Raw genomic sequence first — 17701 nt, 5'->3', positions numbered from 1 at the left:
CCGAATGCGGGGCGCGAGCCCGACCGGAGACGCCGTCCAGACAGCAGAGCGAGAGGGAGCGAAGATGAGGGTCACCCGGACATTGCGCGCCACGGTGGGCGCCGCGTTGACGGGAGCGCTGCTGCTGTCCGCGAGTGGAGCCGCACACGCGGACTCCGTTCGCAGCAACCAGTGGCCGCTGACGGCCTTCGACGCAGAGCAGTTGTGGGCGTCGGCCACCGGCAAGGGCGTTACCGTTGCCGTCCTCGACGGAGGGTTCCGGGAGACCCACCAGGACCTGACCGGGCAGTTCGTCACGGGGAAGAACTTCGCGAACACCTCGCAGGGCGACGGCTCCGACTCCCTGGCCGACGGCGAGGACATCCGTGACCACGGTACAGCGATGGCTGGGATCATCGCCGGGCACGGACACGGGCCGGACGGCTCCCAGGGCCTGAAGGGGTTGGCTCCGGAGGCCAAGATCATGCCGGTGCCGACGTACAAGAACGCCGCGGCGGCTACCCGTTGGGCGGCCGAGCATGGTGCGGACGTCATCAACATGTCCTTCATCGAGACGCAGTCGACGGATATCTGCCCGGCGATCCACTACGCCTTGGAGAAGGGCGCTGTGGTGGTGGCCGGTGTCGGTAACGACGCCGTGACGGACAAGGAGTACCCGGCCGCGTGCCCGGGGGCGATTGGTGTCGGGGCGGTGGACGAATTCGGTGAGGCGTCCGACTCCAACAACTACAACTCCACCCTTGACCTCCTCGCCCCAGGGGTGAAGATCCCCGTCGCCATGGGCAAGAGCGATGCCGACTACCGGACTGCGGACGGCAGTTCGGCGGCCACCGCCTACGTCTCCGCCGCCGCCGCGCTCCTCAAGGAGAAGTTTCCGGACCTCACGCCCGGGCAGATCGCCAACCGGTTGGTGAAGACCGCCGGGCTGGCGCAGGCGGAGAAGGACAAGAACCTCAAGCTCCCCGACGCCCATTACGGCTACGGCTACATCCAGCCCGGCCCGGCGCTGCGGCGTGACATCCCCGCCGGCCCGGCCGCAGGCCCCCTGCCGATGCCGGAAGGAAAGGCGTCGAAGACGCCCGTCGTGGCGGGTGCGGACAAGGGGCAGGACCCCGACCCGCCGATGGGTGGGAAGAAGGCGGTGCTGCTGTACGGCGGTATCGGGCTGGGTGTGGTGATTGTGCTCGGTGTGGTGATCGGTGGTGTGGCGCTGGTGCGTCGCCGGAGCAACGCGGGTAGCCAGTCCTGGGGCTGAGCCTCGACACCCCCCCGTATACGAGGACGCGCATACGAAGCCCACGCTCGTACGAAGGAAACCGCGGCTACGGCCGCGTTCACGGCTGAGGCCGCCGCCCGATACAGGGGCGGCGGCCTCAGCCGTGGTGCGGGCCGGGGACGGAGAAAACCGGACGACGCGCCCGGGCTCCCGCTGCTACGTTCCCGGTCATGGACCCCGTAGGCGAAAAAGAGATCCGTGCGTCCTTCGTGAACTGTTCGAAGGGGGAGGCGGGCCGGGTCAATCTGCCCCGGGAGTGGGGGGAGCTGCCGTGGGAGGACCTCGACTTTTTCGGGTGGCGTGATCAGGGGGCGCCGGACCGGAGTTATCTGGTGGTGCCGCGCGCGGACGGGCTGACAGGGGTCACCCTGCGGGTGCCGCAGGGCGTGCGGCGGAGTTTCACGAAGACGACGGTCTGTTCGGTGTGCCTCACGGGGCATCCGGGCTCCGGCGTCAGCCTGCTCGCCGCCCGCCGCGCGGGGGCCTCGGGGCGCGAGGGGAACACCGTGGGGGCGTATTTCTGCGCCGATCTCGCCTGTTCGCTGTACGTCCGCGGGAAGAAGCGGTCACAGCTCGCGGCGCGGTACGAGGAGACGCTGCCGGTCGAGGAGCGGATCGCGCGGATGATGCGGAATCTGGACGAGTTCCTGGAGAAGGTGATGGCGGGGGCGTCGGCGGCCCGCAGGCGGTAGAGCGGACGGGCCGCAGGCCCCGGCCCCGTAAGCGGAGGCCCCGCCCCCACCAAGTGGATGCGGGGCCTCCGCCACGCGCATGGACGCCAGGCCCGGCGCGCCCCGCCCCCCGAAACGCAAAGAACCCCGCACCCGGGAATCCGGATGCGGGGCCCTCCACATAAGCCAGGCCATCGGCCACCGGCCCAGGCCATCGGCCACCACGTGACGTCAGGCCAAGTCAGGCGAACAACGTGCCGTCAGGCCGACAGGAACGGGATCAGAAGCGCCGAGTGATCAGCGCTCGCTTGACCTCCTGGATGGCCTTGGTGACCTCGATGCCGCGCGGGCAGGCGTCCGTGCAGTTGAAGGTCGTGCGGCAGCGCCAGACGCCGTCCTTGTCGTTGAGGATTTCGAGACGCTGCTCGCCACCCTCGTCACGGCTGTCGAAGATGAAGCGGTGCGCGTTGACGATCGCGGCGGGGCCGAAGTACTGACCGTCGTTCCAGAACACCGGGCAGGACGACGTGCACGCCGCGCACAGGATGCACTTGGTGGTGTCGTCGAAGCGCTCGCGGTCCTCGGCGGTCTGCAGGCGCTCGCGGGTCGGCTCGTTGCCCTTGGTGATCAGGAAGGGCATCACGTCGCGGTACGCCTGGAAGAACGGCTCCATGTCCACGATCAGGTCCTTCAGGACCGTCAGGCCCTTTATGGCCTCGACCGTGATCGGCTTCTGCGGGTTGATGTCCTTGATCAGCGTCTTGCACGCCAGACGGTTCTTGCCGTTGATGCGCATGGCGTCCGAACCGCAGATGCCGTGGGCGCAGGAACGGCGGAACGTCAGGGTGCCGTCCTGCTCCCACTTGATCTTGTGGAGGGCGTCCAGGACGCGCTCCTTCGGGTCGATGTCGAGCTCGAAGTCCTGCCAGCTCGCCTCGTCCGAGACCTCCGGGTTGAACCGGCGGATCCGGAAGGTGACCTTGACCGTGTGGGAAGCGGTGTCCTCGGCCGCGTCCAGCGCCGCGGAGTGCTTGTCGAGAGTCGGGGTGCTCATCAGTACTTACGCTCCATCGGCTGGTAGCGGGTCTGGACGACCGGCTTGTAGTCGAGACGGATCGACTCCTTGCCGTCCGCGCCGACCTCGCGGTACGCCATGGTGTGCCGCATGAAGTTGACGTCGTCGCGGTTCGGGAAGTCCTCGCGGTAGTGACCGCCGCGGGACTCCTTGCGGGCCAGGGCGGAGACCGCCATGACCTCGGCCAGGTCGAGGAGGTTGCCCAGCTCGATGGCCTCCAGCAGGTCGGTGTTGAACCGCTTGCCCTTGTCCTGGATGGACACGTTCAGGTAGCGCTCGCGCAGCTCACCGATCTTCTCGACCGCGGTCTTGATCGTCTGCTCGGTGCGGAACACCATCACGTTGGCGTCCATGCACTCCTGCAGCTCCTTGCGGAGCTCGGTGACGCGCTCGGTGCCGGTGGAGTTCCGCAGCCGCTCGACCTGGTCGACGACCTTCTGCGCCGGGTCCTCGGGCAGCTCGACGAAGTCGTGGTCCGCGGAGTACTCGGCGGCGGCGATGCCCGCGCGGCGGCCGAACACGTTGATGTCCAGCAGCGAGTTGGTGCCCAGGCGGTTCGCGCCGTGGACGGAGACGCAGGCGACCTCGCCGGCGGCGTACAGGCCCGGGACGACGGTGGTGTTGTCCGAGAGGACCTCACCCTCGACGTTGGTCGGGATGCCGCCCATGGCGTAGTGCGCGGTCGGCTGGATCGGGATCGGGTCCGTGTAGGGCTCGATACCGAGGTAGGTCCGCGCGAACTCGGTGATGTCGGGCAGCTTGGCGTCCAGCTGCTCCGGCGGGAGGTGCGTGAGGTCCAGGTAGACGTGGTCGCCCTCGGGACCGCAGCCGCGGCCCTCGCGGATCTCCGTGTAGATGGAGCGGGAGACGACGTCACGGGACGCGAGGTCCTTCATGACCGGCGCGTACTTCTCCATGAAGCGCTCGCCGTCCTTGTTGCGGAGGATGCCGCCCTCACCGCGGGCGCCCTCCGTCAGCAGGATGCCCATCCGCCAGATGCCGGTCGGGTGGAACTGGAAGAACTCCATGTCCTCCAGCGGCAGCCCACGGCGCCAGGCGGCGGCCTGGCCGTCACCGGTCAGGGTGTGCGCGTTGGAGGTCACCTTGAAGAACTTGCCGGTGCCGCCGGACGCGAAGATGATCGACTTCGCCTGGAAGACGTGGATCTCGCCGGTCGCCAGCTCGTACGCGACGACGCCCGAGGACTTCTTGACGCCGTCGACGTCCTGGAGCAGCAGGTCCAGGACGTAGAACTCGTTGAAGAACTCCACGCCCTCCTTGACGCAGTTCTGGTACAGCGTCTGGAGGATCATGTGGCCGGTGCGGTCCGAGGCGTAGCAGGACCGGCGGACCGGGGCCTCGCCGTGGTTACGGGAGTGACCGCCGAAGCGGCGCTGGTCGATGGTGCCGTTCGGGGTGCGGTTGAACGGCAGGCCCATCTTCTCCAGGTCGAGGACGGAGTCGATGGCCTCCTTCGCCAGGATCTCGGCGGCGTCCTGGTCGACCAGGTAGTCGCCGCCCTTGATCGTGTCGAAGGTGTGCCACTCCCAGTTGTCCTCCTCGACGTTGGCGAGGGCGGCGGCCATGCCGCCCTGTGCCGCGCCGGTGTGGGAGCGGGTCGGGTAGAGCTTCGTCAGGACCGCGGTGCGGCTGCGCTTCGTCGACTCGATCGCCGCGCGCATGCCCGCGCCACCGGCGCCGACGATGACGGTGTCGTACTTGTGGATCTTCATTGGTCTCGTCAGCCCCGGCGTTAGCGGATGTTCGGGTCGAAGGTGAAGATCACCAGCGTGCCCAGGAGGACGGTGAACACCGTGGCGGTGTACAGCAGCATCTTCAGCCAGAAACGGGTGTTGTCCCGCTGGGCGTAGTCATTGATGACCGTACGCAGGCCGTTGGCGCCGTGCAGCATCGCGAGCCACAGCATCAGCAGGTCCCAGACCTGCCAGAACGGCGAGGCCCAGCGGCCGGCCACGAAGGCGAAGCCGATCTTGGAGACGCCGCCGTCCAGCACCAGCTGGATCAGCAGGTGGCCCAGGACCAGGACGACCAGCACGATGCCGGACAGCCGCATGAAGAGCCAGCCGTACAGCTCGAAGTTGGTGCGCGTCGACTTCGGGGTCTTACCGGTGCGCTTACGGGGCGGCTCGATGACCGGCGCCGGGTTGTCCGCGTCGTAGAGGGTGACGTCGGAGGCACCCGCGGGGGAGGTGGTTTCAGCAGACATCTCGCGTCATCAGCTCCCGAACAGCGTGCGCAGGGTGTGCTGCAGCACGGGGTAGAAGGCACCGGCCATGAGCACGACCCAGACGCCCACAACGGTCCACAGCATCTGCTTCTGGTACTTCGGGCCCTTGGACCAGAAGTCCACGGCGATGACGCGGAGACCGTTGAGCGCGTGGAAGAGGATCGCGGCGACGAGGCCGTACTCCAACACGTTGACGATGGGTGTCTTGTACGTCGCGACGACACCGTCGTACGCCTCGGGAGAGACGCGGACGAGAGCGGTGTCGAGGACGTGTACGAACAGGAAGAAGAAGATGAGGACGCCAGTGACTCGGTGAGCCACCCAGGACCACATGCCTTCCCGGCCGCGGTACAGCGTTCCAGCCGGCACGGAAAAACCCTCCGGGAGCGGGGATTGGGGCCTGCCGGCTTCTCTGTCGGTCGGCCCGGCCGGGTACGGTCCACCGGCCCTGGCCATCGTAGCGACGCCTTGTCGGTTCATTGCCCCGGGGCCCTGCAGGTGTGATCAAACAGCCACCAACGGGCTATCACACAAGAGCAAAACGGGATGTTATGGGCATCTCGCGATAAGGCGCGCCAACCGACCGCTCACGGTGCGTCGCAGCTCATCGGCGGCGACGGCGCGCTCCTCGTCCGGGTCGTTGCCCAGCCGGGTGCGGATCCCGGCCAGCATCTGGTCCAGGACCTCGTCCTCGCCGTAGCCGTCGAGGCAGATGACGAAGGCGTGGCGGAAGCGGCGCTCGTACTCGGCGTGGGCGGCGCGCAGTGCGGTGTGCGCGGCGAGGGTGCCCGGGCCGGGGGCACCGGCCGGCGGCAGCGGGGAGGCCGATTCGGCGGCCAGCGCCTCGTCCAGATCGGCGGCGGAGAGGTCGTAGCAGCCCTCGTCGGAGGCGGCGAGCAGCGCGCCGAGATCCGGGTATGGGCGGTGCCGGGCCAGGCGCTGCGCCCAGCGGCGACTGCCGCAGCAGGTCAGCAGCGCGGCGACGGCGTCGTCCGGCGGCAGGGCGTTGAAGGTGTGGGGCACGGCGGTGTCCGGAAGCGGCGGCCGGGCGCCGTGGCTCTGCGAGGGTATGCCGCGCCAGGGCGCGCACGGCGGGCGCAGCATCGTCGGCCGGGCGGCCGGAGTGTCACCGGACAGCGGGGGCTCCTCGGAAGGATCGGACGTTCGGACGAGCGAGTGGTGCGTGCGGTTGGGGTGCGGGGGCCGACGGAGACGGTGCGGGTCACGGAAGCGGTGCGGTTTCGGATCGCGGGCGCGGCGGCCGGGGCGTGTCGTGGCGACGGAGGCGTCGGCCGGGGCCGTCCGGAGACCCGGACACCCTGCGCGCGGTGTGATGAACCGAAACGCCACCGTAACGACGCAGGGTGGGCGCTGTCCGACGGATGCGCGAATTTCACCCGGATGAGAGAGGTTTTTCCTAGGGATCGCCTGCGAAGCGACGGTGTCCGCCCGGGAGGCCGCGCGTCGGGGGCGTCCGTCATGCCGGGCGGGTGCCGCCCCGGGCCCGGCCCCGGTGGGCGGAGCGCCCGGGACACGGCGGGGCCCGCGCTCCCCGTACCGGCGGGTCCGGTCGTGGGGAGCGGCGGCACGGCGAGGAGAGAACCGAGCAGTGAGGAGCGCACGATGTCGTACCCGAGTCGGCCCGGACACCCTGAACGGCCGAAGGCGGCGCCGGAGAATGCGCCGCCGGGGGAGCGGGCCGCGCCGCCCGGCGGCCGGTCGCCGGTGGCCCGGGCGGTGCTGCCCGCCGTACTGGTGGCCGCCGCGCTCACGCTGGCCGCCTGCGCCGACGCGGCGGACTCCCAGGCACCGGGCGCCACCGGCCGGGCGGCCTCCCCGGTGCCGACCCCCACCTGGCAGAAGGTCACCGGCGCGCCGCGCACCGTCCCCGCCGTACGGGACTTCCGTCCGGCCGACGGGCGTGGCTGGCGGCCCTCCAAGGGCGCCCGGATCGTGGTGCCCGCCGGGGAGAAGAGCACCGTCGCGGACGAGGCGCGGCTGCTCGGGCAGGACCTGGGCGGGATGCCCGTCGTCTGGGGCGATCAGCCCGTGCGCCCCGGGGACGTCGAGGTCGAGCTCGCCGGGAAGGACGGCAAGGGGGTCCCGGAGCGGCCGGACAATGCGCCCACGGGCGACACCGCCGACGAGGTGTACACGCTGACCGCGCGCGACACCCGGCTGACGCTCGCCGCCCCCACCGACGCCGGGATCTTCTACGCCACCCGGACCGTCAAACAGGCGGTGCGCGCTGCCGGGGGGCTGCCGGAGGGCACGATCGAGGACCGGCCCGACCGGGCGCAGCGCGGGATGCTGCTGGACAACGCCCGCAAGCCGTTCACCGCGAGCTGGATCGAGGACCGGGTGCGGGAGCTGGGCGATCTCAAGCTCAACCAGCTCCAGCTGCACTTCTCCGATGACCAGGGCTTCCGCATCGAGAGCGACACCCACCCGGAGATCGTCTCCAAGGACCATCTGACCAAGGACGAGGTCCGCCGCATCCTGCGGCTCGCGCACTCCCGGCACATCAGCGTCCTCCCCGAGATCGACTCGCCCGGGCACCTCGGCGCCGTCCTCGACCACCACCCCGACCTCCAGCTGCGCAACGCGAGCGGGCGGGTGCTGCGCGGGGCGATCGACATCTCCCAGCCCGCCGCCGGGAAGCTCATCGACGAGCTGATCGGCGAGTACGCCAAACTCTTCGACGTGCCCAAGGGCGCCGCCGCGTACTGGCATCTGGGCGGCGACGAGTACCAGGTGCTGACGGCCCCCTCGCCGTCCGCGTCCTACCCGGGCCTGGCCCAGGCGGCCCGGAAGAAGTACGGGCCGAACGGCACCATCAAGGATCTGGCGACCGGCTGGCTCAACGACCGGCAGCGCGCCGCCGAGAAGGCCGGACGCGACCGGATCGAGGCGTGGAACGACGGGTTCTTCGTCGGCACGCGCGTCCAGGCGGACAAGAACCGCACCGTCGGCTACTGGACCGGCAAGGAGATCGGCGCCAACGACCCGGCCCGTTTCCTGCGCGAGGGCCGCAAGGTGGTCAACCTCAACGACGAGTACCTCTACTACGTGCTCGGCGAGCCGAATCAGTTCACGTATCCGACCGGTGAGCGGATCTTCCGCGAGTGGACGCCCGCGGTGCTGCGGCACACCTCACCCGTCGACGTTCCGGCGAGCCTGACCACTCCGGACCACATCCCGGGCGCGCGCTTTGCCGTCTGGTGCGATCGGGCGCACGCGCAGACGTCCCAGCAGATCGCCCAGGGCATCCGGATGCCGCTGGCGGCGCTGTCACAGAAGGTGTGGGACCCGCGGAAGCCCGCGCTGAGCTGGGCGGAGTTCCGGGCGCTGGCCACGAAGGTGTCCGGTACGGGCTGACGGGAGGCCCCGGCGCGAACCTGACGGCGGGGGTGCGAGGGACGGCCGGGGCCGCCACCCCCCACAGGAGAGGCCCCGGCCGTCGTTCGCGGGAGGGGACCGTCACGGACCCCTCAACCGGTACAGCGCCGTACGCGCCAAAAGCGTCACAGGGGGTGTGGAAGGCCGCACCACAGTGGTCTGGACGGCGACCGGGCGGGGCCCGTAACGTGCCAGTTCGCGCCGGTCGGCGCGCTTGTCGTACGTCTGCCGCGGCCGGGACCGGGCCGCCGTCAACGGGGGGTTCGATGGATCGGTACGCGCCGTACTGGCCGTACGCGCCGTGCGTCCCGGGCCGCCCGTGGCGGATGCCGGGCCCGGGGGCGGCCGGGGTGATCAGCCGGGATACCGTCTGCGAAACCGCCGGGGTTACCGGGGGTTCCGCGGCCGTCGCCAGGGGCGGCGGCCGGTAGCGGGCAGTTGGGCAGCAGCAAGGACCGGGCAGCGGAGATTCCGCACGCGACAGGAATGGACCCGTGCGAGGGGACGACATTCAGCCGGACGACAGTCGGCTGACCGCTGCCGTGCAGGCGGCACAGGACGGCGACGAGGCGGCGTTCCGCGCGGTCTACCGTGCGGTGCACCCCCGGCTCCTCGGCTATGTGCGGACGCTGGTGGGCGAGGCGGACGCGGAGGACGTCGCGTCGGAGTCCTGGCTCCAGATCACCCGTGACCTGGGCCGGTTCAGCGGTGACGCCGACCGGTTCCGCGGCTGGGCCGCCCGGATCGCCCGCAACCGCGCCCTGGACCACATCCGGATGCGCGGTCGCCGCCCGGTGACCGGCGGCGACGAGAGCGAACTCGTCGACACCCCGGCTCTCTCCGACACCGAGGGCGAGGCGTTCGCCGCCCTCGGCACCGGCCGCACGCTGCGGTTGATAGCCACGCTCCCGCAGGACCAGGCCGAGGCGGTGGTGCTGCGCGTCGTCGTCGGGCTGGATGCCAAGAGCACCGCGAAGGTCCTCGGCAAGCGGCCCGGCGCGGTCCGGACGGCGGCCCACCGCGGGCTGCGCCGCCTGGCCGAACTCCTCGGCGAACGGGCGGAGAGCGGGGACGCCGAAGAAGCCGGACCCGCGGCCGAGGGCGACGGTTGCGGACCCGGCGCGGCGGAGGGCGCCCCGGCCCGCCGGGCGACGGGCGGCCCGCGCGGGGGTGGTGGAACGATGGACGGGGTCCCCGTACAGGGGCGAAGACGCCGTGACGGCGTGGCGGAATCGTACGTACCGGGTGTGACGGAAACGGCCGCGCGAACGCAGAAGGACATGTGATGGCCGACGACCGGTACAACTGGCTCGACAACGATGCCGCGGAGCGCCTGCTGCGCGGCGAGCCGGTCGGCACCAGGGCACACGGCGCGCAGGAACTCGCCCGGCTACTCGACGACGCGGCCCCGGCCGGACCCGGCCCGGCGTCGCTGCCCGGGGAGGAGGCCGCCGTCGCCGCCTTCCACCGGGCCCACCACGCGGTACCGGCCCGCGCCGGTCTCGCCCGGCCCTTCCGGCGCGGTTTCGTCGTGGCGCTGGCGGCCTGCGCGCTCGGCGGGGTGGCGGTGGCGGCCGGTACGGGCGTGCTGCCCAGCCCGTTCCGCCCGGGGCCCGCCCCGACCTCCAGCGTCTCCACGGACGTCAGCCCCGGCCCCCTCGCATCCCCGTCCCCCGGCACCACGGCGCCCGGCTCCCCGGACGCGACGGCGGGGGAGCGGCCGACCGACGCCACCACCTCCCCGACGCCGGACGCCGGCCACAGCACCACCCCGTCGCCGTCCGGCGCCCCCAAGGGCCCGGGCCGCGGGGTGCCCGGCCTGCCCGGCAACGGCAAGAACGGTTCGGCGGAGCGGCGTTCGGCGGTGCTCGTGCTCTGCCGGGACTACGAGGCGGGCAAGCGCGGCGACCTGGACCGCGAGACCGTACAGCGCCTGGAGCGCGCCGCCGGAGGCCCGGCGAAGGCCCACGCGTTCTGCCGCCGCTACCTTCAGCAGCACGGCAACGGCAACGGCAACGGCAACGGAAACGGCAACGGAAACGGCAATGGCGGCGGGAACGGCAACGGCGGCGGGAACGGCGACGGAAACGCCGGCGGCGGGAAAGCGGGCACCGGGCAGGGCGGCGGCCACGGCGGCGACGAGGACGACGACGGACAACCGTCCACCGCACCGGAAATCCCGGCCCCCGTCCCCGGTTCCCCGGAACCGTCCGCCTCGGACACCGTGACCCCGACGCCCTCCGCCAGCGCGGACGGCACCGCTCCCGCCTCGGTGTGACGTTTTTGCGGCGCCCGGCGCAGTACTGAGTGAGCCGACTGGTCATCGGCGGCGCGTGGGCCGGGTTCCCCCCGTACCCAGGACCTCGCGCACCTGGCGCGGGCGGGGCACGTTCCCCCGGCCCTGCCCGCGCCCCCCTCTTTCTCCGTGCCTCGCGGGGCCCGTCTGCCTCTTCCCGTCCGCCTCTTCCCGTCCGCCTCTTCCCGTCCGCCTCTTCCCGGTGTCCGTTCGCCGGCGGGCGATTCCGTGGTGTCCGGTGGCGGGCGCCCCGGCCGCAGGGCGGTGGCGCGCGGGGGCTGCGTCACACTGGTGGCATGTCGTCACCCCGCCGCGCGTGCCCCGTCTGCACCCGAGAGATCGCCGTCGTCGGCGGCCGCTTCGCCCGCCACGACCCGCCCGGGCGGCGCACGGTGCTGGAGCTGGTCTCCTGCCCGGGGTCGCGGCGGATCGCCCCGATGATGGCGCCCGCGGAGAAGCTCTTCGACCCGGAGGAACCGCCGTTCCCCGGCCAGCAGCCGTTGTTCTGAGCGGCGCGCCCCAGGCCGTGTCCGCAGGCGTTACGGCACCAGGACGTCCAGTTCCGCCATTGCGCCGACCGTGATCTGACGCGTCAGCTCCTCGGCGCGCGTCGCGTCGCCGACCCGTACCGCCTCGGCGACCTGGACGTGCAGCGAGACCGCCGCCGGGTCCGGGTCGGTGAACATCACATGGTGCGCGGTGCGGCCGGTCAGCACCGCGGCGACGACATCGCCGAGCCGGGCGAACATCTCGTTGCCGGAGGCGGTCAGCACCACGCGGTGGAACGCGGTGTCGTGCACCAGGTACGCGTCGAGCTGCTGGCCGCGGGAGGTGGCGACCATGCCCATGGCGTGTTCGGTGAGCGCGGCGCACTGGGCGGGGTCGGCGTGGACGGCGGCGAGCCCCGCGGCGACCGGTTCGACGGCGGAGCGCAGCACGGTCAGCGAGCGCAGCTGCCGGGGGCGGTCCCGTCCGGCCAGCCGCCAGCTGATGACCCGTGGGTCGTAGACGTTCCACTCCTCGGGCGGCAGGACCGTCACGCCCACCCGGCGGCGGGAGGTCACCAGCCGCATGGATTCCAGGACCCGGATCACCTCGCGGACGACGGTGCGGGAGACGTCGAACGCCGCTGCCAGCTCTTCGGTGCGCAGGACCGTGCCCGGCGGATGGTCGCCCGCGGTGATCGCCGGACCGAGGGCTTCGAGCACCCGTGTGTGCGGCCCCTGCCCCTGCTTCTCCATGGGGATCAGCCTACGTTCCGCCCGACTGGCTCTTTAAGTATGACGTTTGCGCCACACCCTCTTGAATAAGTCATACATAATGGGTTTCAGTGGGGTGTCATACCGAGGTCGAAGAAGACAGCGAGGTACCCGGGAATGAGCACGCCCCACGTCATCGTCGTGATGGGAGTTGCCGGAACCGGCAAGACGACGATCGGCCCGCTGGTCGCCGAGGCCCTCGGTGTGCCGTATGCCGAGGGCGACGCATTCCACCCGCCGGCCAACATCGCCAAGATGACCGCCGGGACCCCGCTGGACGACGCCGACCGTGGCCCGTGGCTGGACGCCATCGGCGCCTGGGCCCATGAGCGGGCCGGGCGCGGCGGCGTGGTCAGCTGCTCCGCCCTCAAGCGCGGCTACCGCGACCGGCTGCGCGCCGCCGCCCCCGAGGTGGTCTTCCTCCATCTCACCGGCGACCGCGCGCTGATCGAGCGGCGGATGGCCGAGCGGAAGGGCCACTTCATGCCGGCCGCGCTGCTCGACTCGCAGTTCGCCACCCTCGAACCCCTCGGCGGCGACGAACGCGGCGTCGCGGTGGACGTCTCGGGCACCCCCGAGGAGATCGCCGCCCGCGCGGCCGACGCGCTCCGCGCCGTCCCGGCCGTCTGAACCCGGAGCCCTCGGGCCCGTACCTCCAAGGTCCGCATCCCCGGGGCCCGCCCTTCCGGGAACCGCACGTTCCGGGGCCCCGCCCCTCCCTCCCTTCCTCCCTCCCCTCCCTCTTCCTCCTAGGAATCGCCGTGACTCATCTCAGCGTCGAGATGCTGGCAGCGGACGCGGCCGAGCCGATCACCTCGGCCGGTCATGCGCAGCTGGGCATCGCCGTTCTGGCGGGCATCGCCGTCATCGTTGTGCTCATCACCAAGTTCAAGCTGCATGCTTTCCTGTCGCTGATCATCGGCTCGCTGGTGCTCGGCGCGGCCGCCGGGGCGCCCCTCGACAAGGCCATCGCCAGCTTCTCCACCGGACTGGGCTCGACGGTCGCCGGTACGGGTGTGCTCATCGCCCTCGGCGCGATCCTGGGCAAGCTGCTCGCGGACTCCGGGGGCGCCGACGAGATCGTCGACACGATCCTGGCGAAGGCGAACCGGCGGTCGATGCCCTGGGCGATGGTGCTCATCGCCTGCGTCGTCGGGCTGCCGATCTTCTTCGAGGTCGGCATCGTGCTGCTGATCCCGGTGGTCCTGCTCGTCGCCAAGCGCGGCAACTTCTCGCTGATGCGCATCGGCATCCCCGCCCTGGCCGGACTCTCGGTCATGCACGGCCTGATCCCGCCGCACCCCGGACCGCTCGTCGCGATCGACGCCGTCGGCGCCAACCTCGGCATCACCCTTGCCCTCGGCGTCGTCGTGGCGATCCCCACCGCGATCATCGCCGGGCCGCTCTTCTCCCGCTACGCCGCCCGCTGGGTCGACATCCGGCCGCCCGAGAACATGATCCCCGAGCGTGCCTCGGCGGAGCCGGCGAAGCGCCCGCGGTTCGGCGTCACCGTCGCCACCGTGCTGCTGCCGGTCGTGATGATGCTGGCCAAGGCGCTGGTGGACATCGTCATCGACAACCCGGAGCACTCCGTTCAGCGGGTCTTCGACGTCATCGGCTCCCCGATGATCGCGCTGCTGGCCGGTGTCGTCGTCGCGATGTTCACGCTGGGCCGCGCGGCCGGGTTCACCAAGGGCCGGATCGCCACCACCGTCGAGTCGTCCCTCGGCCCGATCGCCGGTGTGCTGCTGATCGTCGGCGCCGGTGGCGGCTTCAAGCAGACGCTGGTGGACGCGGGCGTCGGCCAGATGATCCTGGACATCTCCAAGGGCTGGAACATCTCCGCACTGCTGTTGGCCTGGCTGATCGCCGTCGCCATCCGTCTGGCGACCGGCTCCGCGACGGTGGCCACCATCTCCGCGGCGGGCCTGGTCGCCCCGCTCGCCGCCGACATGAGCAGCACCCATGTCGCCCTGCTGGTCCTCGCCATCGGCACCGGCTCGCTGTTTTTCAGCCACGTCAACGACGCCGGATTCTGGATGGTCAAGGAGTACTTCGGCATGAACGTCGGCCAGACGATCAAGACGTGGTCGGTGATGGAGACGTTGATCTCGGTGGTCGGCATCGCCTGTGTGCTGCTGCTGTCGCTGGTGGTCTAGCGAGCGACGCGCTGCCTCCTCGCGACGGGGCCGTACGGGCGGGAGGGCCGCCGGTGCGGCCCCGTTCGCGTAGGCGGGCGGCTACGGGGGGAGAGGACTTGGTCAGCCGCCGCCGACGTCCATCTGCGGAGGCACATCCGATCAGCCCGTCGGTACGACCCGGAAGACGATCCGGTCCCGAATCTCCGCGAGACGGGCGTCGACTTCCGGCGCCGTGGCGCCTGCGACCAGAGCGCCTCACCCACGGCGGCGAGCGGTTCCACGCACAGGTCCCGGAACGCCAGCCCACCGACGACCTCACCCTCCGGGGAGCCCAGCGCGGCAACGGCGGCAGCCGGGTCCTCCACGTCACAGGCGATGACGGACGAGAAGAGGGAAAGGTCCGCATCCGCCAGGTTCGATGGCCTGTCCACGCCGATCAACCGCACGTCACGGGAGCGGGCTTGCCGGTACAGACGCTGTATCTGGTCACGCCCGTGAGGCGAGCGTGGACCGCAGCCCATGACAAGTATCGCTGCAGACACCGGTACCCGACCTCCACGAGGTGTCGATTCTTCGCCGGAAGGCCCGGCCTACCACTCCACCGGAACGGTCGAGAGCCCGCCCATCAACACACCGTCGCGTCGGGTGAGTTCCTCGACGGGGACGGCGATCCGAAGGGAAGGGATACGGGCGAAGAGCATCCGGAAGGCCGCCGCGATCTCCACCCGGGCGAGAGTGGCGCCGATGCACAGACGCGGTCCGTGGCCGAAGGACAGGTGTGGATTGGGGTCCCGCGAGATGTCGAAGGTGTCCGGAGCGGTGAAGACGGAAGGGTCCCGGTTCGCGGCCAGCGTCGACAGCAGCACCGCCGCGCCCCGCTCGACGGGCGTTCCCGCGATGTCCACGTCTTCGCGGGCGTACCGAAGGATCGGCAGATCCGGCGACGAGTAGCGCAGCACCTCTTCCGTGGCGCTTTCCGCGCGTCCCGGGTCGTCGCGCAATGCGGCGAGCTGTGCATCGTTCGACAGCAGCAGGGCGACGCCGTAGTCGACTTTGATCGCCGTGGTCCGGTAGCCGGCAAACAACAGAGAGGCTGCGATCTGCGCGAGATCGTCCGTTCCCGCCACCTCGCCGGGCGGCGGCGGGGCGAGGCTGATTTCGCCGGAATGGACCAGATCGCTGATCAAATCCGCCCCGGGCGACCGCAGTTTGCGCTCTGCGAGTTCGCGCATGTAAGCAGCCAATTCCTGACGGGCCTTGGTCGACCGCGCGAAGTCCGTCGTCTGCGAAATATCGTCGAACAACACCCTGAACTGTCCGTGGTCCCCGTACGGGACGCCGAGAAGTTCACAGATGACGAGCAGGGAGAGCGGCATCGACAGCGTTTCATGCAGATCGACGGGGGGAGTGAGCCCGGCCATCCGGTCCAGGACGCGTTCCAGAAGAGCCTCGGTCCGTCCGCGCAGCGCCCTGATCCGCCTCGCAGAGAACGCCGGGGTGAGTCTGCGCCGGTAGCGGGCGTGATCCGCCCGCTCGGACGCGTAACTCCCGACGGGACCCGCGGTGCTCACCGCCGAGGCGGTCAGCCGTGCGGCGTCAGCCGGGGCGGGGTGGGCGCGACCGAGCCGGGGGTCTGCCAGCAGACTGCGGACGTCCGGATACCGGGTGACGAGCCACGCTTCGTCACCTGTCGCCGTGAGTACCTTTGCCGGAGCCTTGGCGCGCTGGAATATCCGGAATTCTTCCGGGAGGCCGAAGGCTCCCGGTCGTGGGAACGGCAGCCTGGGCAGGTGCGTTTCCATGCCAGCTCCACTTCTCGACGAAGGTCAGTTCTTGCCGTAAACCGCGACATAACTGCCGGAGGCGGTGTAAGGCTCATCGCGCCAGCCGCCTGACCGTGACACCAGATCAAGGCCGGCCAGCTTCGCCATCAGGTCGAGTTCCGAAGGCCACACGTAGCGGTAGTGCATGGGGTAGAAGGTGTTTTCCCGGCCCCGGATCACGATGTTCTGCACTTCCACGCGCTGCTCCGCCCGGTCGTGCCGCCGCGCGGCCACGATCGCACCCTGCGGGCCCACGTTTCGGGTGAGAGTGCTCTGCGTGCTGCAGAAGAGCGCGTGGTCGGGGACGGTCGCCTGGATGACGAACCGTCCTCGATCCGTGAGCCGTGCCGCAGCATTCCGTATGCACCGCAACTGGCTTTCCTGGGACGGGAGCAGGAAGAACGTCTCACTGATGCAGTAGATGAGATCGACGGCCGATGCGACCTTCACATCGGCGAAATCGCCGATGAGTACCTCGACCGACTCGCCGTCACGCTTTCCCTCCAGTTGCGCGGCCATGGTGGGAGAACCCTCGATACCCGCAACCTTCAGACCGCGCCGGGCCAGGGGAAAGGCGACGCGGCCTGTTCCCACACCCAGCTCCAGGGCGCTGCCGCCCGGAGCAAGTCCGGCGAGAAAGGCACTGGCCTCTTCCTGGTCGTGCCGTAGCGCCCAGTCCATCGAGTCGTAGTCGGGGCGTTGTTCACCATACGCGGCAATGTCGTAGTCCATACGCCTTCTCTAATCGTTGGTCTGCGAAGCTCGTTCCGCTCCGACAACGCGGACTGCGGCCAGGGCCAACGCCAGGGTGATGAGGGCTGACAGGAGAATTCCGCCTCTTCCGCCGGCGAAGTAGATCAAGGGACCGGCCGTCACCAGACCGATGGGTGCGGCCAGCGCCGATGCGGTGGACCACAGGGTGATCACCGGCTGCTCGTCCTCCTCGGTGAGAAAGGACTGCAGATATGAGTACGCGATCGGCGTGAACGGCGCGTAGATCAGGCCACCGAAGAAGAAGGAGATCGACGCGGTCAGCACATTCTGCGCGCTCGCCAGCCCGAACATGGCGCCGGCCCAGGCCGCGATGATGCCGACGAGGAGCGTCTGTTTGGGAACCGTGCGCAGATAGTTCGTCAGGAGCGCACCCGCAATGGCTCCTACACCGAACATGGTCCAGACGGTTCCCAAATCCCTTCCGCTGCCGGCGAGTGGCCCGTTGACGAAGAGCGGAAGCGCGGTTTCCACCGGCATGTAGAACAGGTTGAACAGGAACACGACGACAAGGAGCCGCCAGGCGATGGGCAGCCGGCGCAGCACCGTCAGTCCTGATTCTCCGCTGGTCGCGCGGCGGGACGATTCCGGTTTACGGGGCATGGTCAGCAGTGTGGTGAAGAACAGGGGCAGGAAGGTCACGCCGTCTGAGGTTCCCCCGTTGCGCGAGAGGTGCTGATCAGCTGGTCAGTGAGGGTTGACGGGGTTTCAGGTTCGTCGGTTCGGCCGTCGCCTGCTCGGC

General features: G+C 70.4%; 17 protein-coding genes. 8 read left to right on the top strand and 9 right to left on the bottom strand.

The window, feature by feature from the left end; all coding sequences use genetic code 11:
* Window positions 1–64: 64 nt before the first annotated feature.
* On the top strand, window positions 65–1255 hold the full coding sequence (locus ACFWWQ_RS26230; protein ID WP_384600856.1) for a S8 family serine peptidase: 1191 nt from the start codon (window positions 65–67) through the stop codon (window positions 1253–1255).
* A gap of 191 nt (window positions 1256–1446) precedes the next feature.
* Entirely contained in the window at window positions 1447–1968 is a 522-nt protein-coding gene (locus ACFWWQ_RS26225) for an FBP domain-containing protein (protein ID WP_384600854.1), read from the top strand.
* Between the two features lie 259 nt (window positions 1969–2227).
* Here ACFWWQ_RS26225 and ACFWWQ_RS26220 read toward each other — a convergent pair whose 3' ends face one another.
* The 5 genes from ACFWWQ_RS26220 to ACFWWQ_RS26200 all read right to left on the bottom strand — a co-directional run bounded on the left by ACFWWQ_RS26220 (window position 2228) and on the right by ACFWWQ_RS26200 (window position 6293).
* Window positions 2228–3001 (bottom strand): succinate dehydrogenase iron-sulfur subunit, encoded by a 774-nt coding sequence (locus tag ACFWWQ_RS26220; RefSeq protein WP_384600851.1) that lies wholly within the window; start codon window positions 2999–3001, stop codon window positions 2228–2230.
* Window positions 3001–4755, bottom strand: a complete 1755-nt coding sequence (gene sdhA, locus ACFWWQ_RS26215) for a succinate dehydrogenase flavoprotein subunit (protein ID WP_384600848.1) — start codon at window positions 4753–4755, stop codon at window positions 3001–3003. Before sdhA ends, ACFWWQ_RS26220 begins: the two co-directional genes overlap by 1 nt.
* Window positions 4756–4775: 20 nt before the next feature.
* On the bottom strand, window positions 4776–5249 hold the full coding sequence (locus ACFWWQ_RS26210) for a succinate dehydrogenase hydrophobic membrane anchor subunit (protein WP_384600846.1): 474 nt from the start codon (window positions 5247–5249) through the stop codon (window positions 4776–4778).
* Between the two features lie 9 nt (window positions 5250–5258).
* Entirely contained in the window at window positions 5259–5639 is a 381-nt protein-coding gene (gene sdhC / locus ACFWWQ_RS26205; RefSeq protein ID WP_384600843.1) for a succinate dehydrogenase, cytochrome b556 subunit, read from the bottom strand.
* Between the two features lie 180 nt (window positions 5640–5819).
* Complete coding sequence (locus ACFWWQ_RS26200; RefSeq protein ID WP_384600840.1) at window positions 5820–6293, bottom strand: 2-oxo-4-hydroxy-4-carboxy-5-ureidoimidazoline decarboxylase; 474 nt, start codon at window positions 6291–6293, stop codon at window positions 5820–5822.
* Window positions 6294–6893: 600 nt separating this feature from the next.
* Between ACFWWQ_RS26200 and ACFWWQ_RS26195 the strand changes: the two genes are divergently transcribed.
* From ACFWWQ_RS26195 to ACFWWQ_RS26180, 4 genes are all read left to right on the top strand, one after another.
* Window positions 6894–8648: a glycoside hydrolase family 20 protein gene (locus tag ACFWWQ_RS26195; protein ID WP_384600837.1), complete on the top strand. Its 1755-nt coding sequence runs from the start codon at window positions 6894–6896 to the stop codon at window positions 8646–8648.
* A 515-nt stretch (window positions 8649–9163) separates the two neighbouring features.
* Window positions 9164–9955, top strand: a complete 792-nt coding sequence (locus ACFWWQ_RS26190) for an RNA polymerase sigma factor (RefSeq protein WP_384600834.1) — start codon at window positions 9164–9166, stop codon at window positions 9953–9955.
* A complete protein-coding gene (locus ACFWWQ_RS26185; RefSeq protein WP_384600831.1) occupies window positions 9955–10947 on the top strand; it encodes a hypothetical protein in 993 nt (330 codons plus the stop codon). The genes ACFWWQ_RS26190 and ACFWWQ_RS26185 overlap by 1 nt, the downstream gene beginning before the upstream one ends.
* Window positions 10948–11261: 314 nt before the next feature.
* Window positions 11262–11474: a hypothetical protein gene (locus tag ACFWWQ_RS26180; protein ID WP_030284618.1), complete on the top strand. Its 213-nt coding sequence runs from the start codon at window positions 11262–11264 to the stop codon at window positions 11472–11474.
* A 30-nt stretch (window positions 11475–11504) separates the two neighbouring features.
* On the opposite strand, the gene ACFWWQ_RS26175 is transcribed toward ACFWWQ_RS26180, so the two are convergent.
* Window positions 11505–12206, bottom strand: coding sequence for a FadR/GntR family transcriptional regulator (locus tag ACFWWQ_RS26175; RefSeq protein ID WP_384600828.1), 702 nt, complete (start codon window positions 12204–12206; stop codon window positions 11505–11507).
* A 135-nt stretch (window positions 12207–12341) separates the two neighbouring features.
* Here ACFWWQ_RS26175 and ACFWWQ_RS26170 point away from each other — a divergent pair, with 135 nt between their 5' ends.
* Together ACFWWQ_RS26170 and ACFWWQ_RS26165 are read left to right on the top strand one after the other, a co-directional pair.
* On the top strand, window positions 12342–12854 hold the full coding sequence (locus ACFWWQ_RS26170; protein WP_384600825.1) for a gluconokinase: 513 nt from the start codon (window positions 12342–12344) through the stop codon (window positions 12852–12854).
* A 131-nt stretch (window positions 12855–12985) separates the two neighbouring features.
* Window positions 12986–14383, top strand: a complete 1398-nt coding sequence (locus ACFWWQ_RS26165; protein ID WP_384600822.1) for a gluconate:H+ symporter — start codon at window positions 12986–12988, stop codon at window positions 14381–14383.
* Between the two features lie 572 nt (window positions 14384–14955).
* Here ACFWWQ_RS26165 and ACFWWQ_RS26160 read toward each other — a convergent pair.
* Genes ACFWWQ_RS26160 through ACFWWQ_RS26150 form a run of 3 tightly spaced genes read right to left on the bottom strand, consistent with a single transcriptional unit; the run spans window position 14956 to window position 17601 of the window.
* A complete protein-coding gene (locus tag ACFWWQ_RS26160; RefSeq protein ID WP_384600819.1) occupies window positions 14956–16167 on the bottom strand; it encodes a cytochrome P450 in 1212 nt (403 codons plus the stop codon).
* Window positions 16168–16191: 24 nt separating this feature from the next.
* Window positions 16192–16920, bottom strand: coding sequence for a class I SAM-dependent methyltransferase (locus ACFWWQ_RS26155; protein WP_384600816.1), 729 nt, complete (start codon window positions 16918–16920; stop codon window positions 16192–16194).
* Between the two features lie 9 nt (window positions 16921–16929).
* Complete coding sequence (locus ACFWWQ_RS26150; protein ID WP_384600813.1) at window positions 16930–17601, bottom strand: MFS transporter; 672 nt, start codon at window positions 17599–17601, stop codon at window positions 16930–16932.
* Window positions 17602–17701 lie beyond the last annotated feature (100 nt).

Origin of the sequence: Streptomyces sp. NPDC059080, assembly GCF_042739975.1 — a bacterium.
Classification (GTDB): domain Bacteria; phylum Actinomycetota; class Actinomycetes; order Streptomycetales; family Streptomycetaceae; genus Streptomyces; species Streptomyces benahoarensis.
The sequence above is the reverse complement of the archived record's forward strand: the minus strand, read 5'-3'. Positions and strand labels throughout refer to the sequence as shown.